Source organism: Maribacter sp. PR1, from assembly GCF_028464145.1.
Lineage (GTDB): Bacteria > Bacteroidota > Bacteroidia > Flavobacteriales > Flavobacteriaceae > Maribacter.
In genome coordinates this window covers 37,084-58,264 of record NZ_JAQPCG010000003.1, presented here as the reverse complement: position 1 = coordinate 58,264, position 21,181 = coordinate 37,084, and the positions used below count along the sequence as shown (strand labels likewise).

Sequence of the window (21,181 nt, the reverse complement as noted above, 5' to 3'; positions counted from 1 at the left end):
CTATATGAATACTAAAAGGAAAGTTTTATTAAGTAGACTTGCCGTTATTGTTTTAGTGCTTTTGAACATTGGTTGCGACCAAGTATCCAAGAAAGTGGTCCGTGAAAATGTATCCCATCAAGAGTTCATCCCCTTAATAAAAAACCATTTTATCCTCACCAATGTTGAGAACAAAGGCGCAATGTTAGGATTTGGGGCAAACTTCCCTCCTACCGCTAAAATTATTTTATTCCAAGGGCTTCCGCTAATAGTTCTATTGGTTTTACTTTATAGGATACTGACCAAAACCCAAACCAATAATTGGATGCTTTTGGCATTTGCCTTTGTAATAGGTGGAGGAATAGGAAATTTGATAGATAGGATAACCGTTGGATCCGTAACTGATTTTTTTCAAATTAGATTAGGCTTCTTTAGGACCGGTATATTTAACATGGCAGACGTCGCTGTTACTACAGGAGTTCTTCTTATTCTATTTTTTGCACTTTCCGGAAAGAAAATCACCGTTTAAGCATTATGGGAAATTCTGCCAAGGTACTTTCTACACCGAAGAATCTTCAAGTACTTTACGAGGACAATCATATTATTGTTGTTAATAAACGTCCGGGTGACATTGTACAAGGAGATAAAACTGGAGACACCCCTTTAAGCGAAATTGTCAAGGAATATTTAAAGGTTAAGCATAACAAGCCAGGTAATGTTTATCTAGGAGTTGTCCATCGTTTAGATAGGCCGACCTCCGGTTTAGTCGTTTTTTCCAAAACATCCAAGGCGCTGCCTCGATTAAATAAGCTTTTTTCAGAAAAAAAGGCAAAAAAGACCTATTGGGCAGTTGTCAAGGAAACTCCACCAAAAGACGAGGACACGTTAATACACTGGTTAAAGAGAAATCCAAAGCAAAATAAATCCTACGCCCACATCAAGGAAGTGGAGGATAGCAAGAAAGCAATCCTCGATTACCGACTCGTAAAAAAACTAAATTCCTATTTTTTACTTGAAATTGATTTGAAAACAGGAAGGCACCATCAAATCAGGTCACAACTAACTGCTATAGGTTGTCCTATAAAAGGGGATTTAAAATATGGTTTTTCCCGGAGTAATAAAGATGCCAGTATACATTTACATGCAAGAACGTTGAGTTTTGTTCACCCCGTAAAAAAAGAGGAACTTACTTTTATTGCACCATTGCCCAAAGGACCTATTTGGGATGCCTGCTCATAAATTTTAGGTTTTCTAATTGGTATTCCGGAGTCAAAATTATGTTGACTTTAATTAGTGAAATTTCGCTAGAAATTAACTCAGAGAGTCAATATTCTTCTTTTTGGACGATCTATAGCTTTCAATAACGACAGAACTTAAAATGAGTGCACCTCCAATTATGGTTGTAGTCTTTGGAATCTCATTTAAAAAAACGACTCCGATTAATATTCCATAAATTGGCTGTACACTACTTAGAATACTTACCGTAGTAATACTAAAATGTTTAAATGTCATCAAAAAAAGGCTATGACCAACAGCTGTGGTTATCACCCCTAATGCCAATAAACCTTCCCATTGACCTAGCATATCGTTAATCGGAGTCAAAAATAGGGCTGGCAACATAAGCACCCCAATAGTACCTGTTTGGTAAACCATTAGGGTGGTACCTTGATATTTTTCAACTTTTAGTTTTAAAATAATATTTCTTAGGGCATACGATAATGCGGATATTAACCCCATAAATATTGCTATGGTATTAGAATCCTCTAAGTTAAAATTTGGACTAAGGAAATAGATGCCCATTAAAACAAGTCCACCCAAAACCAAGTGCATTTTTTGCAATTTTGATTTTAAAATAATGGGCTCTAAAAAAGCCGTAATTACTGGATAAGTAAAGAGGGATAACATACCAATAGCTACGTTAGACCACTGCAGTGCGTAAAAATAGAACAACCAATGAGTTGCCATTAATACTCCAGTGACAATCGTTATAGGTAAATCCTGTTTATCGACTTTTAAGGAAATATTCCTCCATTTACAAAAAAGCACCAATAAAACAAATGCAATAAGTCCCCGGATACCCGTAATAAGAGGAACAGGTAAATCAACGTATCTACCCAAGGGTCCCGAAGTAGCTATACATAACATGGCCAAGTTCAATTCCAACAAATGGGAAAGGTGTGTCCTGTTCATAAAGAGAGGCGAGCGGTTATCGGGTTTGTTTAAGTGCTTTTTCCCTTATTATATCAGAAACTGGTTTATTTTCTAAATGGCTTTCCAACCATGAAATAATATCCAGATAAAGAAAGGCTCGTTTTTCATAAGGATGGTCTTCATACTTTTTAAGCTCAGTATGCAATTTTTTAAACTCTTTTCGTAATTCATTGGGGTAGATACCCCCAAGATTCCTTAAAAACTTGATCATTTCTTTCTGCACTTCATGCATATCGTTCATTTTCAGCAAAAATTTGTAGGTGCTTTTCAGTTGAACTTCTAAATGATAATCCATCCCTGCTTCATAATGCGCTACAAGACTTAAGACCCTAGCAAAACACATTAAGTCCTCGCGCATCTTTAAATTCTTATTGTTTATGATTTTCTTTAAATAGACAATACACGTTTTATTGTCACCAACACCAAAATAGAGACAGGCAATTTTATAATACAGTACCATGACATGGTGTGCATCAATACGGTCCTTATGTTTGTTAATTCCGTATTCCACTATTTTCACGAGATATAGTCCTTTCTCAAAAGTGCCTTCCAAAAAATGCAGGTTCAACTTATTTGCGTTCAAATAGAGAAAGGCAAGTGAATTTATGTTATCATTTTTAGGAAAATTTTTATCCTCAAGAGCTACTTCCATTTGTTGAAGTGTTTCTTTAAACTGAGAACTATATTTAACATAGAATAAGGATTCTAACAAATAATGATTTCCCTTTAGAAAAAAAACTGGATTTAAATAGATCATCTCGCGATAATCATAAAAAAGGTCCACCCATTTACTGGCGTATTTATAAGAAGAAAGAAAGTCCTGAATTAAAAAGCTATACCATAAATGCGCTTTATATAACCATAATTTCTCTCTAAAGCCTAATTTATCCACATCTACTTTGGGTAAATGCTTGGCAAAATAATTTTTTACCTTTTGCAGATCTTCATCGCTACGAACATAGCCAACTTTTAACATCATGCTATAAAGTTGCATGGATAAATTGGAAAGCTTACTGGTAATCACATTCTGACCAGATAGCTCTTTCGCTTGTACGGCCAATTCGTCTGCCCTATCGGGAATGCTCCGAGTAATATATTGGGTTTCAATTATCTTTTCGAACTCAACAATCTCATAGGCTATATTCTTCTCCTCATTGTCTATCGCGGTTGATTTAGCTTTATCCAAAATTTTCAGACTTTGCTTATATAATCCTTTTTGATAAAGGATAGTGGCAAAATCCAATTGTTCCCTGATTTGAACACGGATATTTTGATTTACCGGATTTAAACGAAGGCTCACCAATATCTGCTTATAGAGGTGAGCTTTTAAATTTGAAAGTTGAGCCTTTTTTACGATACCACTAGATAGTATTACCTTTTCATCATATCGTTTTATTTTATCCAATAAATTGAACAACGCAAGGAATTTAGCGTCGGTATTTACCCCTAAGCGGCCTACATAGAGTTTAAATTGACGCTTTTCAGATTTTGAAAGCGATTTCACCAAAACGAACAAAGCATCTTTATGAGCATTTGTCATCGTAATAATATATGTTTAAATTGTTGTAAATCAATTGATTGTTATAGTCGAAAAGTATATTAACGTTGTAAATGTTCTAACAAAATTTGCTTTTTTCGTTATCTGCGTTATATATTCGTTTAACTAGCTAAAACTACATAAATATAATGAGTAAAGATATAGTACAAATTTTTGATACTACACTTAGGGATGGAGAACAGGTTCCAGGTTGCAAATTGGACATGGACCAAAAGTTAGTGATAGCTGAAAGGTTAGATGAACTTGGTGTTAATATTATAGAAGCAGGATTCCCAATTTCAAGTCCGGGTGATTTTAAATCGGTTGAGAGTATTGCCAAATTAGTTAAAAATGCTACGGTCTGTGGATTAACAAGAGCGGTTAAAAAGGATATTGAAGTAGCTGCCGAAGCTTTAAAATTCGCAAAAAAACCGAGAATTCATACGGGAATAGGAACTTCGGATTCCCATATTAAACATAAATTTAATTCTAACAGGGATGCCATCATAGAACGGGCGGTCGAAGCCGTTAGTTATGCAAAAAAATTCGTGGAGGATGTTGAGTTTTATGCGGAAGACGCAGGTAGAACGGACAACGAATTTTTAGCACGTGTTTGTGAGGCCGTTGTAAAAGCAGGTGCCACTGTTCTTAATATACCTGATACGACTGGATATTGTCTCCCTGATGAGTATGGGGCCAAAATGAAATATCTGAAAGATAATGTGAAAGGTATTGAAAAGGCCGTCCTATCCTGTCATTGCCATAATGACCTTGGTTTAGCCACGGCAAATTCCATAGCTGGAGTCATTAATGGAGCCAGACAGATAGAATGTACCATTAATGGCATAGGGGAAAGAGCAGGAAATACTTCCTTAGAGGAGGTTGTGATGATTATGAGGCAACATCCTAGCCTTAACTTGGATACTACTATCAATAGCCAATTACTTTTTGATACCAGTAAAATGGTTTCCAGTAAAATGGGAATGCTGGTTCAGCCAAATAAAGCCATTGTTGGAGCCAATGCCTTTGCGCATAGTTCGGGTATTCACCAAGATGGAGTAATAAAAAATAGGGAAACTTATGAAATTATTGACCCGGCCGATGTAGGGGTTACGGAGTCTTCCATCGTACTTACTGCAAGAAGCGGGAGAGCAGCATTGGCATATAGGGCAAAACTTGTTGGATATGAACTTACCAAAACACAATTGGATAAAGTATATGACGAATTTCTCAATTTTGCCGACAGAAAAAAGGAAATCCTAGACGATGATATTCATGAAATCATCGAGGCGAGTAATTTGAATCTTCAAAGCATAAGTTAAATGCAATTAGATATTGCAGTTTTAGGTGGGGATGGTATTGGCCCTGAGGTCGTTGCCCAAGCCCTTAAGTGCCTTCGTTCGGTAGAAGAAACTTTTGGTCACAATTTTAAATTCACCCAAGCCCTTGTCGGTGCTGAAGCCATAGATAAAAAAGGAACTCCATTACCCGAAGACACTTTAAAGATTTGCAAAAACTCCGAAGCCGTATTATTCGGTGCTATTGGTATGCCCAAATATGATGGCAACCCGGACTCTAAAATATGGCCGGAACAAGGTTTGTTAAGACTAAGGAAAGAGCTGGACCTATTTGCCAATATAAGACCGGTCAAGGTCTTTCCTGCTTTAATTAAGCAATCTCCGCTCAACAAGAAAGTTGTAAGGGATACGGACTTAGTGATTTATAGGGAATTATCCGGTGGTATTTACTACGGTGAAAAAACAACCGATTCTGGCACAAACATCGCAACGGATACCTGTTCTTATTCCGAAGGTGAGATTAGTAGAATTACGCACCTTGCTTTTAAAGCAGCAAAAAACAGAAGAAAAAAGGTGACATTAGTAGATAAGGCCAATGTCTTGGAAACATCTCGCTTATGGCGAAGAGTAGTCAATTCCATTTCTCAAAGCTATCCGGACATAGAATTAGAAACCCTTTTTATAGATAATGCCGCGGTTCAAATGATTCTCAATCCCAAACAGTTCGACGTAATTTTAACCGATAATATGTTTGGCGATATTTTATCCGACCAAGGGAGTGTTATCGCTGGTTCTATTGGATTACTCCCATCGGCATCGGTTGGTATGGAATACGCGATGTTCGAACCCATTCACGGGTCCTATCCCAATGCCAAGGATAAGAATATAGCCAATCCGGTCGCAGCGATTCTCAGTGTTGCCATGCTCTTACAGCATTTCAAATTGATTGAAGAATCCAACGCAGTTGTCGCCGCTGTATTAAAATCATTCTCCAAAAAAATAGTGACGCCGGACATCATGGGCAGTAGTAAATATGGCACAGACTATGTTGGTGATTTTATTGCCGACAATATCATGGAGCTAGATGATGATTTTAATATGAACGATGAAAACATAGACCTAGGAAAATCCACAATTATATAATCGTTACTGTTCCGAAAGAAGTTGTGCTATAAATTCGTTGAATTCCAATTTAAAATCCTCGAACTTATCACCTGTTGCAGGACCATTAAAACCAGTGTGAATTTTTCTAACTTCCCCTTTCTTATCTACAAAAATGGTAGTTGGATAGGACAACACATGATTTAACATAGGCAATTTCTCCTGTGCTTTTTCCTTATCATACGTTCCATATTGAGCCAATAAAATAGGATACGTTATTCCTATTCGGTCCACTAGACGTTGGATACTTTTTTTTGCCAACTCCTTCGTTTTGGCTTGTTCAAATGCCAGCCCAACAACAGCCAAATCTTCATTTTTATTTTTTTCTAAATAATCGACCAAAAACTTGGTTTCATCCAAACAATTTGGACACCAAGATCCCATCAACTGAACAATGACCACTTTATTTTCAAATTTTGAATCGGATAAAGCAACTTGATTTCCATCCATATCAGGAAAAGTAAAGGTAAGCTCATCGTAACCTTCCTTTATAAATGTTAATGAATCGGGACTAGGAAGTTCATAAGCTTCATTTCTTTTTGCAGTGAATGGTTCCTTAAAATGATTGCCAGAATAAAATATTCCATCCATAATACTATCATCAACTTTAGCTAGGAATAGAAATGCATGTGCGCCATCGAATGCCGATAATTTTAGCGAATCCTTGTCCATGACTCCTTCTAAATACCTATAATCTCCCGTGGTCGTTCTAAATGTTCCGGAAACGACTCCGTCATTTTGTGTAAAAATTCCTTTCCCCATATAGCTATCTTCCGTATTTGGACTAAACACTGTTTCCCATATCCCCGAAACATTACCGTTAGGTGACTTGGTAGCACTAAATCGATTTTCTTCTCCGAAAATGGCCTCAAAAGAAACGATTCTGTCCAAACTTTCAATAATAAACTTTCCCTTCATTGCTGTTTCAGAAAACTGTGCCGTTATATATCCTTCAAAAACAGGAGCTTTAATTAAAATAGAATCATTATTAATCGTAATCTCGTCAACCGTTATGATTTCCTCACCATTCAAAACCTTTAATTGTAGCTGCTGGTTATCTGTTTCATAAAGCTCAAAATTAAATGGCAAGGTATTATTATCCTTTACTTTTAACTTGGCTTGCCACATACCGGTATTAGGCTGTTTAACACTGTCTTTGGGTCCACAACCCATAAAAATGAAAATGAATAAAAGAAGGCTATATTTTTTCATATAATTTTTTTTCCTCTGCGAATTAACAACATAATAGTTTCATTTTAAAATAAGAAATAAAAGGAAGGCAAGTCTGTTGAATCTCTTATTGCATTGTTTTATCTTTACCAGCTTTAAATTGGATGGATGAAAATTTCTTATAACTGGCTTAAACAGTTTATCAAAATTGATTGGAACTCCCATAAAACTAGTGAATTATTAACGGATTTAGGTTTAGAGGTCGAAGGAATAGAACTCTTTGAATCCGTTAAAGGTGGACTTGAAGGCATTGTGGTAGGCCATGTTCTTAGCTGTGAACAGCATAGTAATGCCGATAGGTTAAAAGTTACTTTGGTCGATATTGGAACAGAGACACCCGTTCAAATTGTTTGTGGTGCACCTAATGTCGAAAAAGGCCAAAAAGTTCCGGTTGCGACCATTGGCACAACGCTATACACAAAAGAAGGAGAGGCCTGGAAAATTAAGAAAGGTAAGATTAGAGGAGAAGAAAGCCATGGAATGATATGTGCCGAAGATGAGCTTGGACTGGGTGAAAGCCATGATGGAATCATGATATTGGACAACAGTCTAAAACCAGGAACATTAGCATCGGATGTCTTCAAAGTTGAAAAAGATGAGGTATTTGAGATAGGGCTAACCCCTAATCGTGCCGATGCCATGAGCCACTTTGGGGTGGCAAGGGATTTAAAGGCTGGGTTAAAACAACAGGAAATCAATAAGGAATTGATAACACCACCTGTGAGTCATTTCAATGTTTCAAATAGGTCACTCAGAATAGATGTAGATGTTAAGAATAACACTTTGGCGCCGAGATATTGCGGTGTAACTATTAGTGATATTCTCGTTCAACCTTCACCGGACTGGCTCAAAAATAGATTAAGGGCTATTGGCCTTACCCCGAAGAATAATGTGGTAGATGCTACAAATTACGTACTTCATGAGCTAGGTCAACCGCTTCATGCCTTTGACGCAAATAAAATTAAGGGTGGAAAAATCGAAGTAAAGACTCTGCCAAAAGGCACTAAATTCATCACTTTAGATGGGATTGAAAGAGAACTACACGAAGATGACCTAATGATTTGTGACATTGAAAAACCAATGTGTATTGCAGGGGTTTTTGGAGGAGTCCATTCAGGGGTAACGGAACACACGACGGCTATATTCCTAGAAAGTGCTTTTTTTAATCCAGTTTCCATTCGAAAAACAGCAAAAAGGCATGGGTTAAATACAGATGCATCCTTTAGGTTTGAACGTGGAATAGACATTGAAAATGTGGAATATGCCTTAAAGCGTGCTGCACTATTAATAAAAGAGATAGCGGGGGGGGAAATTACCTCGGATATTGTTGATCTATATCCTAACAAACAAAAAGATTTTGAGGTGTTCCTTGCTTTTAAAAAAATAAACAAACTTATTGGGCAAAATATTTCGGAGGATACCATAAAATCGATATTGGCCTCCCTGGATATTAAGGTTAAAAACGTAACCGAAGCAGGTATGGGATTGAGTGTCCCCTCCTATCGCGTTGACGTACAGCGTCAAGTTGATGTTATCGAAGAAATACTTAGGGTCTATGGTTATAACAATATCGCATTCAGTGAAAAATTAAATGCCTCCGTGGCTTCAACCAGTCCTTTCGAAGATTATAAAATTCAACAGATTATTGGAGATTTATTGGCAGCTCGGGGATATTTTGAGATATTGACCAATAGTTTAACTTCACCAGAATACAACAATTTTTTGGACGGTCCTATTAAAGATAGGCCACATGTTACTGTTTTAAACCCACTGAGTGGGGAATTATCCGTGCTTAGAAAATCTTCTTTGTTCAGTGCATTGGAATCTGCCAGTTATAACATGAACAGAAAGCGTCAGAACCTTAGGCTGTTCGAATTCGGCAAAACATATTTCAAGGAAGAAAACGAGCGAATCGAGGAAAAATATTTAAGTATTTTGCTTTGTGGTGAGAGCAATGAAAATAGTTGGACCGGACCTTCAAAAAAAACGGATTTTTTCCAATTAAAATCTATAGTTGATACGGTGCTGGAACGTCTGGGCATTGAAAACTTGACAACTACACCAGATGAGTCCCTCTTATTTTCAGAAGGGATTTCTTATAAATCAAAAGATGATGTCACTTTGGTCTCCTTTGGCGTAGTACAAACATCAGTTCTGAAAGAGTTTGATATTAAACAACATGTTTTTTATGCGGATTTTAATTGGGACGCCATTTTAGATAATCTGAATCGGACTGAAATCACTTTTAAGGAAATATCCAAATATCCAGAAGTCAAACGAGATTTTGCTTTGTTATTGGATGAAGGCACAACTTTTAAGCAGGTTTATGAAATAGGGTTTAAAACGGAACGCAAGCTATTGAGCAACATCAACTTGTTCGATGTTTACCAAGGTAAAAATTTACCCGATGGTAAAAAGTCCTATGCTGTCAGTTTCACTTTAAAAGACAGCAAAGGAACTTTAACCGATAAGCAAATCGATAAAATAATGTCGAAGCTTCAGAATAGTTACGAAAGGGAGTTACAAGCGGAACTTAGATAGTTTCAAAATAAATCTACAGGGAAGAAAACACTATCTATTTCGTGAATAACACCATTTCGTTGTCTGGAATCCGCCGAGGTTATTTTTGCCTTGTTTCCATGATTATCGGTTAGCACAATATCTATACCGTTCATGGTTGCCGTTATTTTTTCCCCGAGAATCGTAGTGAAAGATGCTTTACCTTCCCCTCTACACATCGCTCTTAAAATTTTAGAGGCCGATAGGTTCCCGGCAATAATATGATAGGACATTATAGCTTTAAGCTTTTCCTTGTTTTCTGGATTTAATAATAATTTATTGGTGACTTCGGACAATTTATCAAAAGCCGAATTTGAAGGAGCAAACACAGTGAATTGCCCATCGTAATCCAAAATGCAGTCCAAATCAGAGGCGCGTAAGGCTTTAAGTAAAAAACTGTGACTCTGGGTCTCCTCGGTTGTTCTAAGAATCGAATTTTGTGTAAGCGCTTTGAAACCTGTTCCAAACTTTTCAAGACTATTCGATTTTTGTAGCTCTTGGCCCGAGCTTAAAACGGAAGTAAACAAAAGTAAAAGACATACGGGGGTTGTCCAGTTTCTCATAATTGGTGTTCTAGGTTAGGGCAGCGATTAATTATCGATGAATGGTAATCAATCACCGACAATATACAATCTAAGTCTCAATTATTACACAGCAAAAAACCAAGCTTAATTGTTTTAACATATTTTTAACAACTAAAGAAAATTTTTGGGTTTAAAATAAACTCATTTATTGGCTAACTTTGAGAGAGTTGCTAAAAAAGAAAAAGAAGATGTTATTTAAAAGAACCAATTTACAGTACAAACTGAATAAGGAGAAATCGAAACATAATCAAGTCAATGACAACATAATAGAAGAAGTCAGGGGAATTTTGAATTCCATTGACGACCAACATTCTCGAATCGAGGACAATCTTGCGAATGGTAATAACCACATTCCCGGCAACTCCTTTAATTTTGATTTACTTGAAACTGACAGAATCTACCACATCGATCAAATTAAGAATGTTTGTATTGATTATCGGCTTCGGTTTTTGGACACCAAATTTTTTAAAGGTAAAATTCCTGTAGAGGCTGTATCCCAGATAAGAAAACTAGAATCAAATCATGGAATTGAATTAAAAGGTTTTAAAATAATTGCTCCATCAAAACTTTTTAAATTGGAAGATAAGGACGACCCACTTTTATTTGCTCCAATCGGCAACAATTATTTTTATTTAATACATAAATGGGGAAATGATCTGCATCCTTTTAGAAAAGTTATGATGTGGCCCTTTAAAAACGTAGCTAACCTTACTTTTTTGATTGTTTTAATTAGCTATATCGCCACACTATTGATTCCCACAGGACTTTTTTCTAAAACAAATTCGGTAGCCGAATTTGGAATTTTATTCTTCTTTATGTTTAAAAGTATCGTGGCAGTTACTATTTTTTATGGCTTTGCCTTGGGTAAGAATTTTAGCCCGGCGATTTGGAACAGTAAATACTATAACGCCTAGGTATGTATTCTTAATTCACATAGATTGTTTTTGGAATTCCTGGTAAATTCAGATTATCCACATACGTAAAATCAGGGGTTGGCGTTAATCGTAACAAACCTCCTGTATTTTCGTTTCCATTCTTTTTATAACCAACAAGAATGAAATTATTTTCTTCATCAAAAGCCATCGCTGTCGTTGAATGTATATTTAGTTCTACGCTAAGTTGGGTGTCCGTTAAGAAGTTTTCATAAAAGTACTGGGTCGAAATATTGGAGTTAAAGTCATATACTGCGGGAATACTCGCTACACCTGAACCTTCTTCTGTTGTCAGGGTATAGTACATTTTTCCCTGGTCATCAAACCTATGGTATTCGGAAGAAAAAAGGTTTGGCTTAGTCAATTCGCCATACTGTGTATAAACTTCGGCCATTGTACTGCTATCCAATGTCGTATGTAATTCAGGATAACTGATGATTATATCACCAGCTGGGTTCCTGAAAATTTTCTTTGCATCGAACCCAATCATTTTTTCAAAAACTATGGATTCCTGTGCAATATCAATCACAGAAAGTGCATTCTCATCTGTAATTTCATCATCTATTGTCAAAACGAAGAGTTTACCTGCACTTGGAACAATTTGAAGGGGTTTTAGGTCCAATTCAATATCGACTGCATTTTCATCCCCAGTATCGATATCGATAATCCTAACGTAAAAAGCATCTTCCTTTCCGACCTCGTTTTTAGTAAATGACATGAAAACACGAGAATCTGAGTGGGAAACAGAGGTTATCTGTAGGTTACAGGCATCTAAGTCTAAAAAGGCATCTATGAGTTGATGACTATCCGATTCGAAATCATAAAGCAAAATTTCTCCTGCGCAATCATCGGTCAGTTGGAAAAAACTTAGTGAATTGTCTGCAAAATAAGTTAGTTCAGATGTAGGAAAACTGGGTATGGTACTTTCCCCCGTCCCTATTTTTAACCCGCTATCGGATTCCTTTAAATTTTTTGTTTTTAAAACTCCACTTTCATCCAGAAGAATGGAATAATCAGCTTCAATTTTAACAGGGGGTTCAATCTCAAGGGGTTCCGAAGCAGACTTACTGCACCCAGCCAAGGCAACCATCAGCAGAATGCTGACCAAATTGGTATAGGTCTTCATGATGTATAGATTTGGGTTGTATCTCCTTAGGCAGGAACAGTATACATCTTGCCCCTCTGTTCCTTCAATGCCTTATCGGACATATATTCATCAAACGTAGAATATCTGTCAATGTTGCCTTTAGGTGTAAGTTCTATCACCCTATTGGCCACCGTTTGTGCAAATTCATGATCATGGGTCGTAAAGAGAACGGTTCCCTTGAAATTCTTCAAGGAATTGTTGAATGCAGTGATACTTTCCAAATCCAAGTGATTTGTAGGTTCGTCCAACATAAGAACATTTGCCCTCATCATCATCATTCTACTCAACATACACCTCACTTTTTCACCTCCCGAAAGCACCGTGCATTTTTTTAAAGCTTCCTCACCACTGAATAACATTTTTCCTAAAAATCCCCTTATATAAACTTCCTCGCGCTCCTCTTCGGTCTTGGCCCATTGTCTAAGCCAATCTACCAAGTTTATATTCTGGGTGAAAAAACTGGAATTATCTGCGGGCAGATAGGATTGGTTGGTAGTGATTCCCCAATCATACTTGCCTTTGTCCGCTTTTCTATTTCCATTGATAATTTCATAAAAAGCTGTTGTTGCCCTCGAATCTCTTGAAATAACAGCAACTTTATCTCCTTTGGTAAGGTTAATATTAACATTGTCGAACAACAATTCACCTTCTTCCGTTGTCGCTTTCAATCCTTCTACGTTAAGTATCTGGTCACCTGCTTCACGCTCCCTTTCAAAAATAATTGCGGGATATCTTCGACTAGAAGGTTTTATATCATCTACTTTCAGCTTGGATAACATTTTTTTTCTAGAAGTTGCCTGTTTACTTTTTGCAACGTTCGCACTAAAACGCATGATAAACTCTTGTAATTCTTTGGCTTTTTCCTCGGCCTTTTTATTCTGTTGCGCTCTTTGCCTTGCTGCTAACTGACTACTTTCATACCAAAAGGTATAGTTACCGGAATACAGGTTTAATTTACCAAAGTCAATATCTCCAATATGGGTACAAACCGTATCCAAGAAGTGCCTGTCATGTGAAACAACAATGACCGTATTCTCATAATCCGCTAAAAAGTTTTCCAACCAATTAATGGTTTCATAATCCAGGTCATTGGTAGGCTCATCCATAATCAATACATCCGGTGAACCAAAAAGTGCCTGTGCCAGTAGTACGCGAACCTTTAGTTTGGAATCAACCTCGGACATTAAGGTGTAGTGTAACTCTTCCCCGATTCCTAAATTGGAAAGCAGTGCGGCTGCATCACTATCGGCGTTCCAACCGTTCATCTCTTCAAATTGTACTTGCAACTCCCCTATTCTATCCGCGTTTTTATCACTATAATCAGCATAGAGGGCGTCTATTTCCTTTTTAATATCATAAAGCGGCTTGTTCCCTTTGACCACCGTTTCTAATACCGTAAAATCATCTGAAGCATTGTGATCCTGTTCTAAAATGGACATTCTTTTTCCAGGCTCTAGGTGAACGTGTCCGGAAGTAGGGTCAATCTGGCCCGATAAAATTCTTAAAAAGGTAGATTTACCTGCGCCATTGGCACCAATAATTCCATAACAGTTTCCTTCAGTAAAGGATACATTTACTTCATCGAAAAGAACTCTTTTACCAAATTGCACAGATAGATTGGATACCGATAACATATACTTCGTTTTAAAAATCCGTGCAAAAATACTGAATTTTAAAGGCGAAAACCAAGAAAGAATGCGTATCATCCACTATAAATGGCCTTATATCTTAAACCCCTAAGTTTTAACTAGGTATTAACAGGGAGCGAAGTCTCCGTTGATTATTTTTGATTCCAAATGATGCCCATTTTGTGTATGGATAAAATTTTACCTATTGCACTTGTTTTATCGTTAATAAGTTGTAATACACCCATTGATAAAAATGATGGGGTCTTCTTCGCTGGGGAAATTGTTAACCCTACAAATGAATACGTTGTGCTCTTTAAGGGAAGTACGGCATTAGATTCGGCCAAATTAGACGATAACAACAGATTCGCATTTCAGCTCAATTCAGTGGAGGATGGTCTCTATCACTTTAACCATAGTCCTGAACAACAATATGTTTATCTTGAACGAGGGGATAGTGTTTGGATTCGATTAAATACCCTTTACTTTGATGAATCTTTGTCTTTTTCAGGAACTAATGAGGATTTAAATAATTTTTTACTTGAAGTCTTTTTGGCAAATGAGGATGTGGAACAGTTAATGTACTCGGAATATTACGAGTTGGAGGCTGATGAATTCTCAGAAAAGATTGATGCACTAAGAAAAGATAAACTCCAAACTCTGGAGGAATTAGGCAAGGAGAAAGAATTAACAGAAATGGCCCACTCAATCGCCGAAGCTAGTATAAATTACACTTTTTACCGATACAAAGAGGTTTATCCTTTTAAGCATAAAGGTAAATTAAAGGAGAAGGAACTACACGATTTACCTTCTAATTTCTACGACTACCGCAAAAATGTAGATTACGGCGATAGCAATCTTACCTATCTTCGGCCCTATTATGAATTTATGAAAACTCATATGGGAAATCTATCGTATATGACGTGTTCTGAATCCTGTGATAAAATTAATGGCGCAATAAAAAATCACTTGCATTTCAATCAGCACAAATTAGGTATGATCGATAGTCTGATTGGGGAAAAAGAACTAAAAGACAATCTTTTTAGAAATGTTGCTTTCAATTATTTGTTAAGAGAGCACAATGCTCCGGATAGTAATAAGGTCTTCATTGATGAGTTCCAGAAAATATCTGGAAACAACATGCATATTAAGGAGATTGAAAATTTGTATCAAGGGATTCGGAATATACAACCCAACAGCCCTGTTCCTAACATTGACGTGATTTCCATAGAAGATGATACGGTATCCTTACCAACTTTAACAGAAGACAAGAACGTTGTTTTTTATTTTTGGTCAGGAGCTGACAAAAATCATTACCAAAATATTTTTAGTAGGGTAAAGGAATTGCAAAAGCAAAAACCTGGTTACGAGTTCATCGGTATAAATATTAAAACTGACGACACGAATTGGAAGGCAATTGTGAAAAAATTTGATTTCGATACCAATTCGCAGTATAAAGCGAACGATTTTGAACAAATTACAGAAAAATTGATTCTGGTTCCAATGAACAAGTGTGTCATTGCCAAGGACGAACTTATAGTAGATGCCTTCTCCAATATTTATTGGAACAACCTATAGTACTTAATAAACTACGCTCCGTTATCATCTTTTTGGCTGTGTTTAATAAGTAGCTTTTCATACCATAAATCCGGTAGCAACTTCTTGAGAAGAACCGATATTTTCTGTAAAGGTGCTCCTACCTTATAATGAATTTTTGGTTTTTTGGTATGGATAATTTGAAAAATCTTTCTTCCAACATCTTCAGGATTTCCTCCTTCATCAACATCTTGGTCAATAGATTTTAATATTGCACCATATTTCCTTTTATACGGCGAATTTTCCAATACGGGAGCATGATATCGACCAGCAGCAATATTCGTGGCAAAATCACCAGGTGCCAAACAAGTTAATTGAATTCCAAAATCCTTCGTTTCCATTCTTAGGCTTTCAGTAATCAGCTCCAATGCCCCTTTACTTGCTGAATATATTCCTCGATAAGGCAAACCCATATAACCGGCAATTGAGGTAATGTTAATAATAAGACCTGAATTTTGCTCTCGCATCTTAGGAAGCACAGCTTTAATTACATTCAATGGCCCAATAAAATTGGTTCCAAAAGTTTTTAATATTTCCTCATTAGGAGTTTCCTCTAATGGACCTGTAATCCCCACACCCGCATTATTTATTAATACATCCAAACGGTTTTCCTTCATTAATAAGTCACCAACCGCTCTTTTAATAGATTCTGGTTGATTTACATCCATTTCGAGCAATTCAAAATCCTGGAAATCGGAATGTTTGGCTAGATTTCTAGTTGTGCCATATACGGTAAGTCCCTTTTTAGTTAGGTATACACCAATAGCTCTTCCAATTCCCGAAGAACCGCCTGTGATAAGTACAACTTTAAAATTCGTTTTCATTTAAAATCACTGGTTTGACCGATCAAAGATAAAGTCTATCTCGCAACCTTGACTTTAGGGTACAAAAAAAGGCAAGCTACCTACATCGCACCGCTACGACCGTATACCCTTGCTGCGTTCCCACCCTGGGGGATTCTACAGGAGCTGGTCGTGTAGGACTTGCCGGGTGCAAATATACAACCTTTTAAAACTTTCACAATCCTTTTTACATTCTAAATTTTATGAATTAACTTGCCGGTATTCCTAAAATTTCCATCAAAATTTAGTAAAAATATTTAAATGAATCTTTTCAAAATACTTGCAGTAAGCTTTTGTTTACTCATTGTAACATCTTGCGGAAGCGGAAACCAAAAGCCTTCTTCCTTATTCACCATTGTCCTTGAAGGAAATGCCAAACAAATAAATCAGAATGATGAATTAGGGGTTTCAATAAAGAATATTAAAAACAAGGAAATACAAAATGTCATCTACAGTATCGACGGAAATCAGTTAAAGGTCAACGATGGCAAATTGAATTTTTCTATTCCTAAATTAGGCAATAAAGTCTTAAAAGCTAATATTACCTATGAAGGTACTACTGTAGAGGTTACCAAAAAGTTGAAAGTACTGGCTTCCAAAACACCCGAGATTTATACCTATACGATCTTGAATGAATATCCCCATGATCCTAACGCATATACCCAAGGTTTAGAATTCTATAAGGACACACTTTACGAAGGTACAGGTAAAAAGGGGCGTTCTTTCCTAAGAAAGTTCGATTATAAAACAGGAGAGGTGTATCAGCAAATAGATTTGGACAACACTTATTTTGGGGAAGGAATTACAATTCTGAATGACAAAATCTATCAATTAACCTGGCGTAGCGGAATTGGGTTTGTTTATGACCTAAACAATATGAAAAAGCTGGATAACTTTCAATACGGAAAAAGCCGTGAGGGTTGGGGACTTACTAATGATGGTGAAAAATTATATAAGAGTGATGGTACGGATAAAATTTGGATTTTAAACCCAACTACCTTAATGGAAGAAGACCATATTGAAATCGCTACCAATACATCCTTATTTGCAGATACCAATGAACTGGAATATGTTGATGGAAGAATTTTTGCCAACGTATATCAAAAGCCTGGTGTCATGATTATAGATGCCAAGAGTGGTGCCATTGAGGGAGTTATTAACTTTGGCGGACTAAGTGAAAAAGTTACGAAAACAGTGAATTGGGTGGATACCGAAAATGTGTTAAACGGTATTGCTTATCACCCCGGAAGGAAGACTTTTTTTGTAACAGGTAAAGATTGGGATAAGCTTTTTGAAGTGCAAATTCAAAAGAAGTAGTATGCCCTATCAGAAAAGAATCGTAGTAGAACCGGCCGATTTAGATGACCTAAACCATGTTAATAATGTTAGGTATGTGCAGTGGATTCAAGATATTTCCAAAGAGCATTGGCAGAATACCGCTCCAAAAGACATTCAAGAGGCATCTATTTGGGTGGTTTTGACTCATTACATAGAATATAAGGCACCGGCCGTTTTAAATGACCCTATCATAGTCTCCACATATATTGAAAAAAGTAAAGGAGCCATCTCGGTTCGAGTAGTAGAAATGGTCCATGAAATAACAAAAGACCTATTGGTACGTTCTAGTACTGAATGGTGCCTGCTTAACAAACAGTCCCAAAAACCAATGCGAATTTCAGAAGATATAAAAGCTATATTTTCTTAAATAGCAGGTCAAAATATTGGATGTGAGATTAAAAATTTCCTTATTATCCATTTTATTCCTATTGCTACTTTGGTCAAGTTCCTGTAGAAAGGATTTTGAATATGCTTCTAGTGATGGTCATCTGTCATTTTCTAAGGATACCGTGTACTTGGATACTATTTTTAGTACAATTGGCAGTAGCACATATTCCCTAAAAGTATATAATGATACAAAGGATGATGTGCTTATTCCTTCTATTAAATTAAGAAATGGGGCCGAAAGCTATTATAGACTAAACGTAGATGGCCGAGCCGGAAACAATTTTCAGGACATCCCGCTTTACGCCCAGGACAGTCTATTCATATTTATTGAAACCACTGTAGATCTATCTACTCGTCCAGAAAATGTTATGCTATATACGGATGCCATACAGTTCGATAACGAAGTTTTTTTACAAGAGGTGGAATTGGTCACTTTGGTTAAGGACGCCAAGTTCCTTCATCCTACCCTTGACCAGCAAGGCAACAAAACGACTATTAAACTTTATACCCAAAACGATGGAACCGAAGTACGGGTAGATGGTTTTGATTTATCTAATAGTGAGTTAACCTTTACCAAAGAAAAACCCTATGTAATTTATGGATATGCACGTGTTCCTGAGGGTAAACAATTGACCATCGAAGCGGGGTCCAGACTACATTTTCACGAAAATTCTGGGCTTTTCATCCAAAAAGGAGCATCCATAAATATTAATGGATCCTACAGTATGGACCAAGAACTGTTAGAAGGTGAGGTTATTTTTGAGGGTGACCGGCTAGAACCTGCCTTCTCTAATATTCCGGGACAATGGGGGGCGGTCTGGATTGCTAAGGGGAGTAACGACAATTATATTAATCACCTAACCATTAAAAATGCTGAGATTGGTATTTATGTAGAAGGAAATGGAGCAAGTCAAACCGCTACTTTAGATATTAAGAACAGCCAAATCCATAATAGTGCAATTCACAATCTTTGGGCAAAATCGGCCACAATTACTGCAGAGAATATAGTTTTAGGTAGTTCTGGCAACTCTTCGCTATACTGTAACCTTGGCGGCAGTTATGATTTTACCCATGCAACAATAGCCAATTATTGGAGTAATGGTTTTAGAAGCGGAAAAGCACTCTGGGTTGATAACCGCAATACCACGGAAGCTATCAAGGGCATGGATTTAATTCAGGCAAATTTTAAAAACAGCATTATAGATGGAAACTCCTCCTCCGAGTTGTCCCTAACTTCGAATGGCGAAAATCTATTCAATTATAGTTTTCAAAACTGTCTTATCAAGTTTCGCGATTTGAATCAACAGTTAGAAGATAATCAGCTTTATGATTTTCAAGGTGAAGCTTACAAGGCAATCATTATAAATGGAAACCCTGATTATTTTAATCCAAAGCATTATGATTTTAGAATCGGATTGGATTCCGATGTTGTAAACCAAGGAGACACTTCTTTTGCACAACAGGTGCCTTTGGACATTCGCAATATAGATCGAACTGTTGCTCCGGATTTAGGCGCTTATCAAGCTATTTTAAAAGAGGAGTAGTCCATAACTTAATTTTCAAGAAAGAAAAACCCTTCAATTACTCCTATTCGCCGTAGAATATTACAATATCCTCCATTTTTATAAGGATTTCCTAGTTCAAAGATTTTCAGTCTATTAGTAAATTGCGGTAGAACACTATTAGATTTGGAATATTCATATGTCATCATCGATCCCGATGCTGTTTCCAATTTGCAATTAAGCACTTTTTTGGAAGAGTACGGTGATTTTAGTTGCGCAGGATTAGCAAAGACTCCTGATGATGGCTTGAACCAAGTATTGAAGTTCTCACCGGATTTGGTCTTCATTAACCTGGACCAAAAATCTCAAGCACTTTTTCAAATTGTAATGGAAATGCATCAGTATTTGATGAACATTCCCTTAGTGATAGGTATCTCTAAGACAAAAAAGCATGCCTATGAAGCAATTAAAAATGGTTTTTTTGATTATTGGCTTTTGCCCTTTAATGAATTGGACATTAGAAAATCCTTGTTAAAACTGAGGAAAAGGATGCCCAAGGAAAAGGAAGCACAGACCATCTGTCTAAAATCCTATAATGATTTCCAATATATCAATACCGCAGATATTCTCTATTTACAGGCTGATAATAATACCACGGAATTCTTTATGAAAGACGGTACGGTTACAAATGCTTTTAAAACGCTAAAAACTTTTGAAAAGCAATTACCCAAAAACTTTATTCGAATACACCAAAGCTATATCGTAAATACGGACTATGTATCCCGTATCAACTTCGGTAAAAATATTTGTGCGCTAAAAGAAGGTGAGAAAAACCTGCCTTTTTCTAAATCCTATAAAGATAAAATGGATCAACTCAAGAAATCCCTATCTAAAAAGAGCATTTCCTCGCTAAATTAATCGAATTCTCTCAAAACTGGGTCAAATACTAACAGAATTGACCTGTTCACTAAAGACGCTGCAAAAGCAACTCTTTCCCGAAACCACCTTATTACATTAGTAGTGTAATAAAAAAACAGTTCCCTAACTAAAAAACACTTAAAAAATGAAAAAAGTAGTAAGTATTGCAGCAGTAGCCTTAATGGCATTAGGATTAACCACCTATGTAGTTGAAAACACAGCAAATGAGTTCGATTTTATGAAAGACCTGAGTACGATGTTAGCCTGTGACGGTTGTTCTACAACTGATGATAGAAGAGACCCTCCTTACGGTAAAGCCTAAGCAATAAGTAAAA

19 protein-coding genes and 1 other RNA gene are annotated in these 21,181 nt (G+C 36.6%); 12 read left to right on the top strand and 8 right to left on the bottom strand.

Annotation, left to right across the window (positions count from 1 at the left end):
* Positions 1-4: 4 nt before the first annotated feature.
* The gene (lspA, locus tag PP182_RS06705; protein WP_272650576.1) at positions 5-508 is read left to right on the top strand and encodes a signal peptidase II; all 504 of its coding nucleotides are present in this window, start codon (positions 5-7) and stop codon (positions 506-508) included.
* Positions 509-513: 5 nt separating this feature from the next.
* Entirely contained in the window at positions 514-1,218 is a 705-nt protein-coding gene (locus PP182_RS06700; RefSeq protein WP_272650575.1) for an RluA family pseudouridine synthase, read from the top strand.
* Between the two features lie 72 nt (positions 1,219-1,290).
* Here PP182_RS06700 and PP182_RS06695 read toward each other — a convergent pair whose 3' ends face one another.
* Both PP182_RS06695 and PP182_RS06690 read right to left on the bottom strand, forming a co-directional pair.
* Positions 1,291-2,169, bottom strand: coding sequence for a DMT family transporter (locus tag PP182_RS06695; RefSeq protein ID WP_272650574.1), 879 nt, complete (start codon positions 2,167-2,169; stop codon positions 1,291-1,293).
* Positions 2,170-2,185: 16 nt separating this feature from the next.
* Entirely contained in the window at positions 2,186-3,730 is a 1,545-nt protein-coding gene (locus tag PP182_RS06690) for a hypothetical protein (protein ID WP_272650573.1), read from the bottom strand.
* 146 nt (positions 3,731-3,876) lie between these two features.
* Between PP182_RS06690 and PP182_RS06685 the strand changes: the two genes are divergently transcribed.
* Both PP182_RS06685 and leuB read left to right on the top strand, forming a co-directional pair.
* Positions 3,877-5,049 carry a 2-isopropylmalate synthase gene (locus tag PP182_RS06685; RefSeq protein ID WP_272650572.1) on the top strand — a complete coding sequence of 391 codons (1,173 nt, stop codon included), beginning with the start codon at positions 3,877-3,879 and terminating at the stop codon, positions 5,047-5,049.
* Complete coding sequence (gene leuB / locus PP182_RS06680; RefSeq protein WP_272650571.1) at positions 5,050-6,168, top strand: 3-isopropylmalate dehydrogenase; 1,119 nt, start codon at positions 5,050-5,052, stop codon at positions 6,166-6,168.
* Positions 6,169-6,171: 3 nt separating this feature from the next.
* On the opposite strand, the gene PP182_RS06675 is transcribed toward leuB, so the two are convergent.
* Positions 6,172-7,398 carry a peroxiredoxin family protein gene (locus PP182_RS06675; protein WP_272650570.1) on the bottom strand — a complete coding sequence of 409 codons (1,227 nt, stop codon included), beginning with the start codon at positions 7,396-7,398 and terminating at the stop codon, positions 6,172-6,174.
* Between the two features lie 126 nt (positions 7,399-7,524).
* Between PP182_RS06675 and pheT the strand changes: the two genes are divergently transcribed.
* Positions 7,525-9,957, top strand: a complete 2,433-nt coding sequence (gene pheT, locus PP182_RS06670) for a phenylalanine--tRNA ligase subunit beta (protein WP_272650569.1) — start codon at positions 7,525-7,527, stop codon at positions 9,955-9,957.
* 2 nt (positions 9,958-9,959) lie between these two features.
* Here pheT and PP182_RS06665 read toward each other — a convergent pair whose 3' ends face one another.
* Positions 9,960-10,538: a fasciclin domain-containing protein gene (locus PP182_RS06665; protein ID WP_272650568.1), complete on the bottom strand. Its 579-nt coding sequence runs from the start codon at positions 10,536-10,538 to the stop codon at positions 9,960-9,962.
* A gap of 209 nt (positions 10,539-10,747) precedes the next feature.
* Between PP182_RS06665 and PP182_RS06660 the strand changes: the two genes are divergently transcribed.
* On the top strand, positions 10,748-11,473 hold the full coding sequence (locus PP182_RS06660; RefSeq protein ID WP_272650567.1) for a hypothetical protein: 726 nt from the start codon (positions 10,748-10,750) through the stop codon (positions 11,471-11,473).
* Positions 11,474-11,483: 10 nt separating this feature from the next.
* On the opposite strand, the gene PP182_RS06655 is transcribed toward PP182_RS06660, so the two are convergent.
* Entirely contained in the window at positions 11,484-12,617 is a 1,134-nt protein-coding gene (locus tag PP182_RS06655) for a hypothetical protein (RefSeq protein WP_272650566.1), read from the bottom strand.
* A 26-nt stretch (positions 12,618-12,643) separates the two neighbouring features.
* Positions 12,644-14,272, bottom strand: coding sequence for an ABC-F family ATP-binding cassette domain-containing protein (locus PP182_RS06650; RefSeq protein WP_272650565.1), 1,629 nt, complete (start codon positions 14,270-14,272; stop codon positions 12,644-12,646).
* A gap of 180 nt (positions 14,273-14,452) precedes the next feature.
* On the opposite strand from PP182_RS06650, the gene PP182_RS06645 reads away from it, so the two are divergent.
* Positions 14,453-15,841: a TlpA family protein disulfide reductase gene (locus PP182_RS06645; protein ID WP_272650564.1), complete on the top strand. Its 1,389-nt coding sequence runs from the start codon at positions 14,453-14,455 to the stop codon at positions 15,839-15,841.
* Between the two features lie 11 nt (positions 15,842-15,852).
* Here PP182_RS06645 and PP182_RS06640 read toward each other — a convergent pair whose 3' ends face one another.
* Complete coding sequence (locus PP182_RS06640; RefSeq protein ID WP_272650563.1) at positions 15,853-16,683, bottom strand: SDR family oxidoreductase; 831 nt, start codon at positions 16,681-16,683, stop codon at positions 15,853-15,855.
* 66 nt (positions 16,684-16,749) lie between these two features.
* An RNA gene (gene ffs / locus PP182_RS06635) (signal recognition particle sRNA small type) lies at positions 16,750-16,848 on the bottom strand.
* Between the two features lie 114 nt (positions 16,849-16,962).
* On the opposite strand from ffs, the gene PP182_RS06630 reads away from it, so the two are divergent.
* The 5 genes from PP182_RS06630 to PP182_RS06610 all read left to right on the top strand — a co-directional run bounded on the left by PP182_RS06630 (position 16,963) and on the right by PP182_RS06610 (position 21,168).
* Positions 16,963-18,018, top strand: a complete 1,056-nt coding sequence (locus PP182_RS06630) for a glutaminyl-peptide cyclotransferase (protein ID WP_272650562.1) — start codon at positions 16,963-16,965, stop codon at positions 18,016-18,018.
* Position 18,019: 1 nt separating this feature from the next.
* Positions 18,020-18,406: an acyl-CoA thioesterase gene (locus PP182_RS06625; RefSeq protein ID WP_272650561.1), complete on the top strand. Its 387-nt coding sequence runs from the start codon at positions 18,020-18,022 to the stop codon at positions 18,404-18,406.
* A gap of 22 nt (positions 18,407-18,428) precedes the next feature.
* Entirely contained in the window at positions 18,429-19,970 is a 1,542-nt protein-coding gene (locus PP182_RS06620) for a hypothetical protein (RefSeq protein WP_272650560.1), read from the top strand.
* Between the two features lie 144 nt (positions 19,971-20,114).
* Positions 20,115-20,846 (top strand): LytR/AlgR family response regulator transcription factor, encoded by a 732-nt coding sequence (locus tag PP182_RS06615; protein ID WP_272650559.1) that lies wholly within the window; start codon positions 20,115-20,117, stop codon positions 20,844-20,846.
* A gap of 145 nt (positions 20,847-20,991) precedes the next feature.
* Positions 20,992-21,168 (top strand): hypothetical protein, encoded by a 177-nt coding sequence (locus PP182_RS06610; RefSeq protein WP_272650558.1) that lies wholly within the window; start codon positions 20,992-20,994, stop codon positions 21,166-21,168.
* The last annotated feature ends 13 nt before the right edge of the window (positions 21,169-21,181 follow it).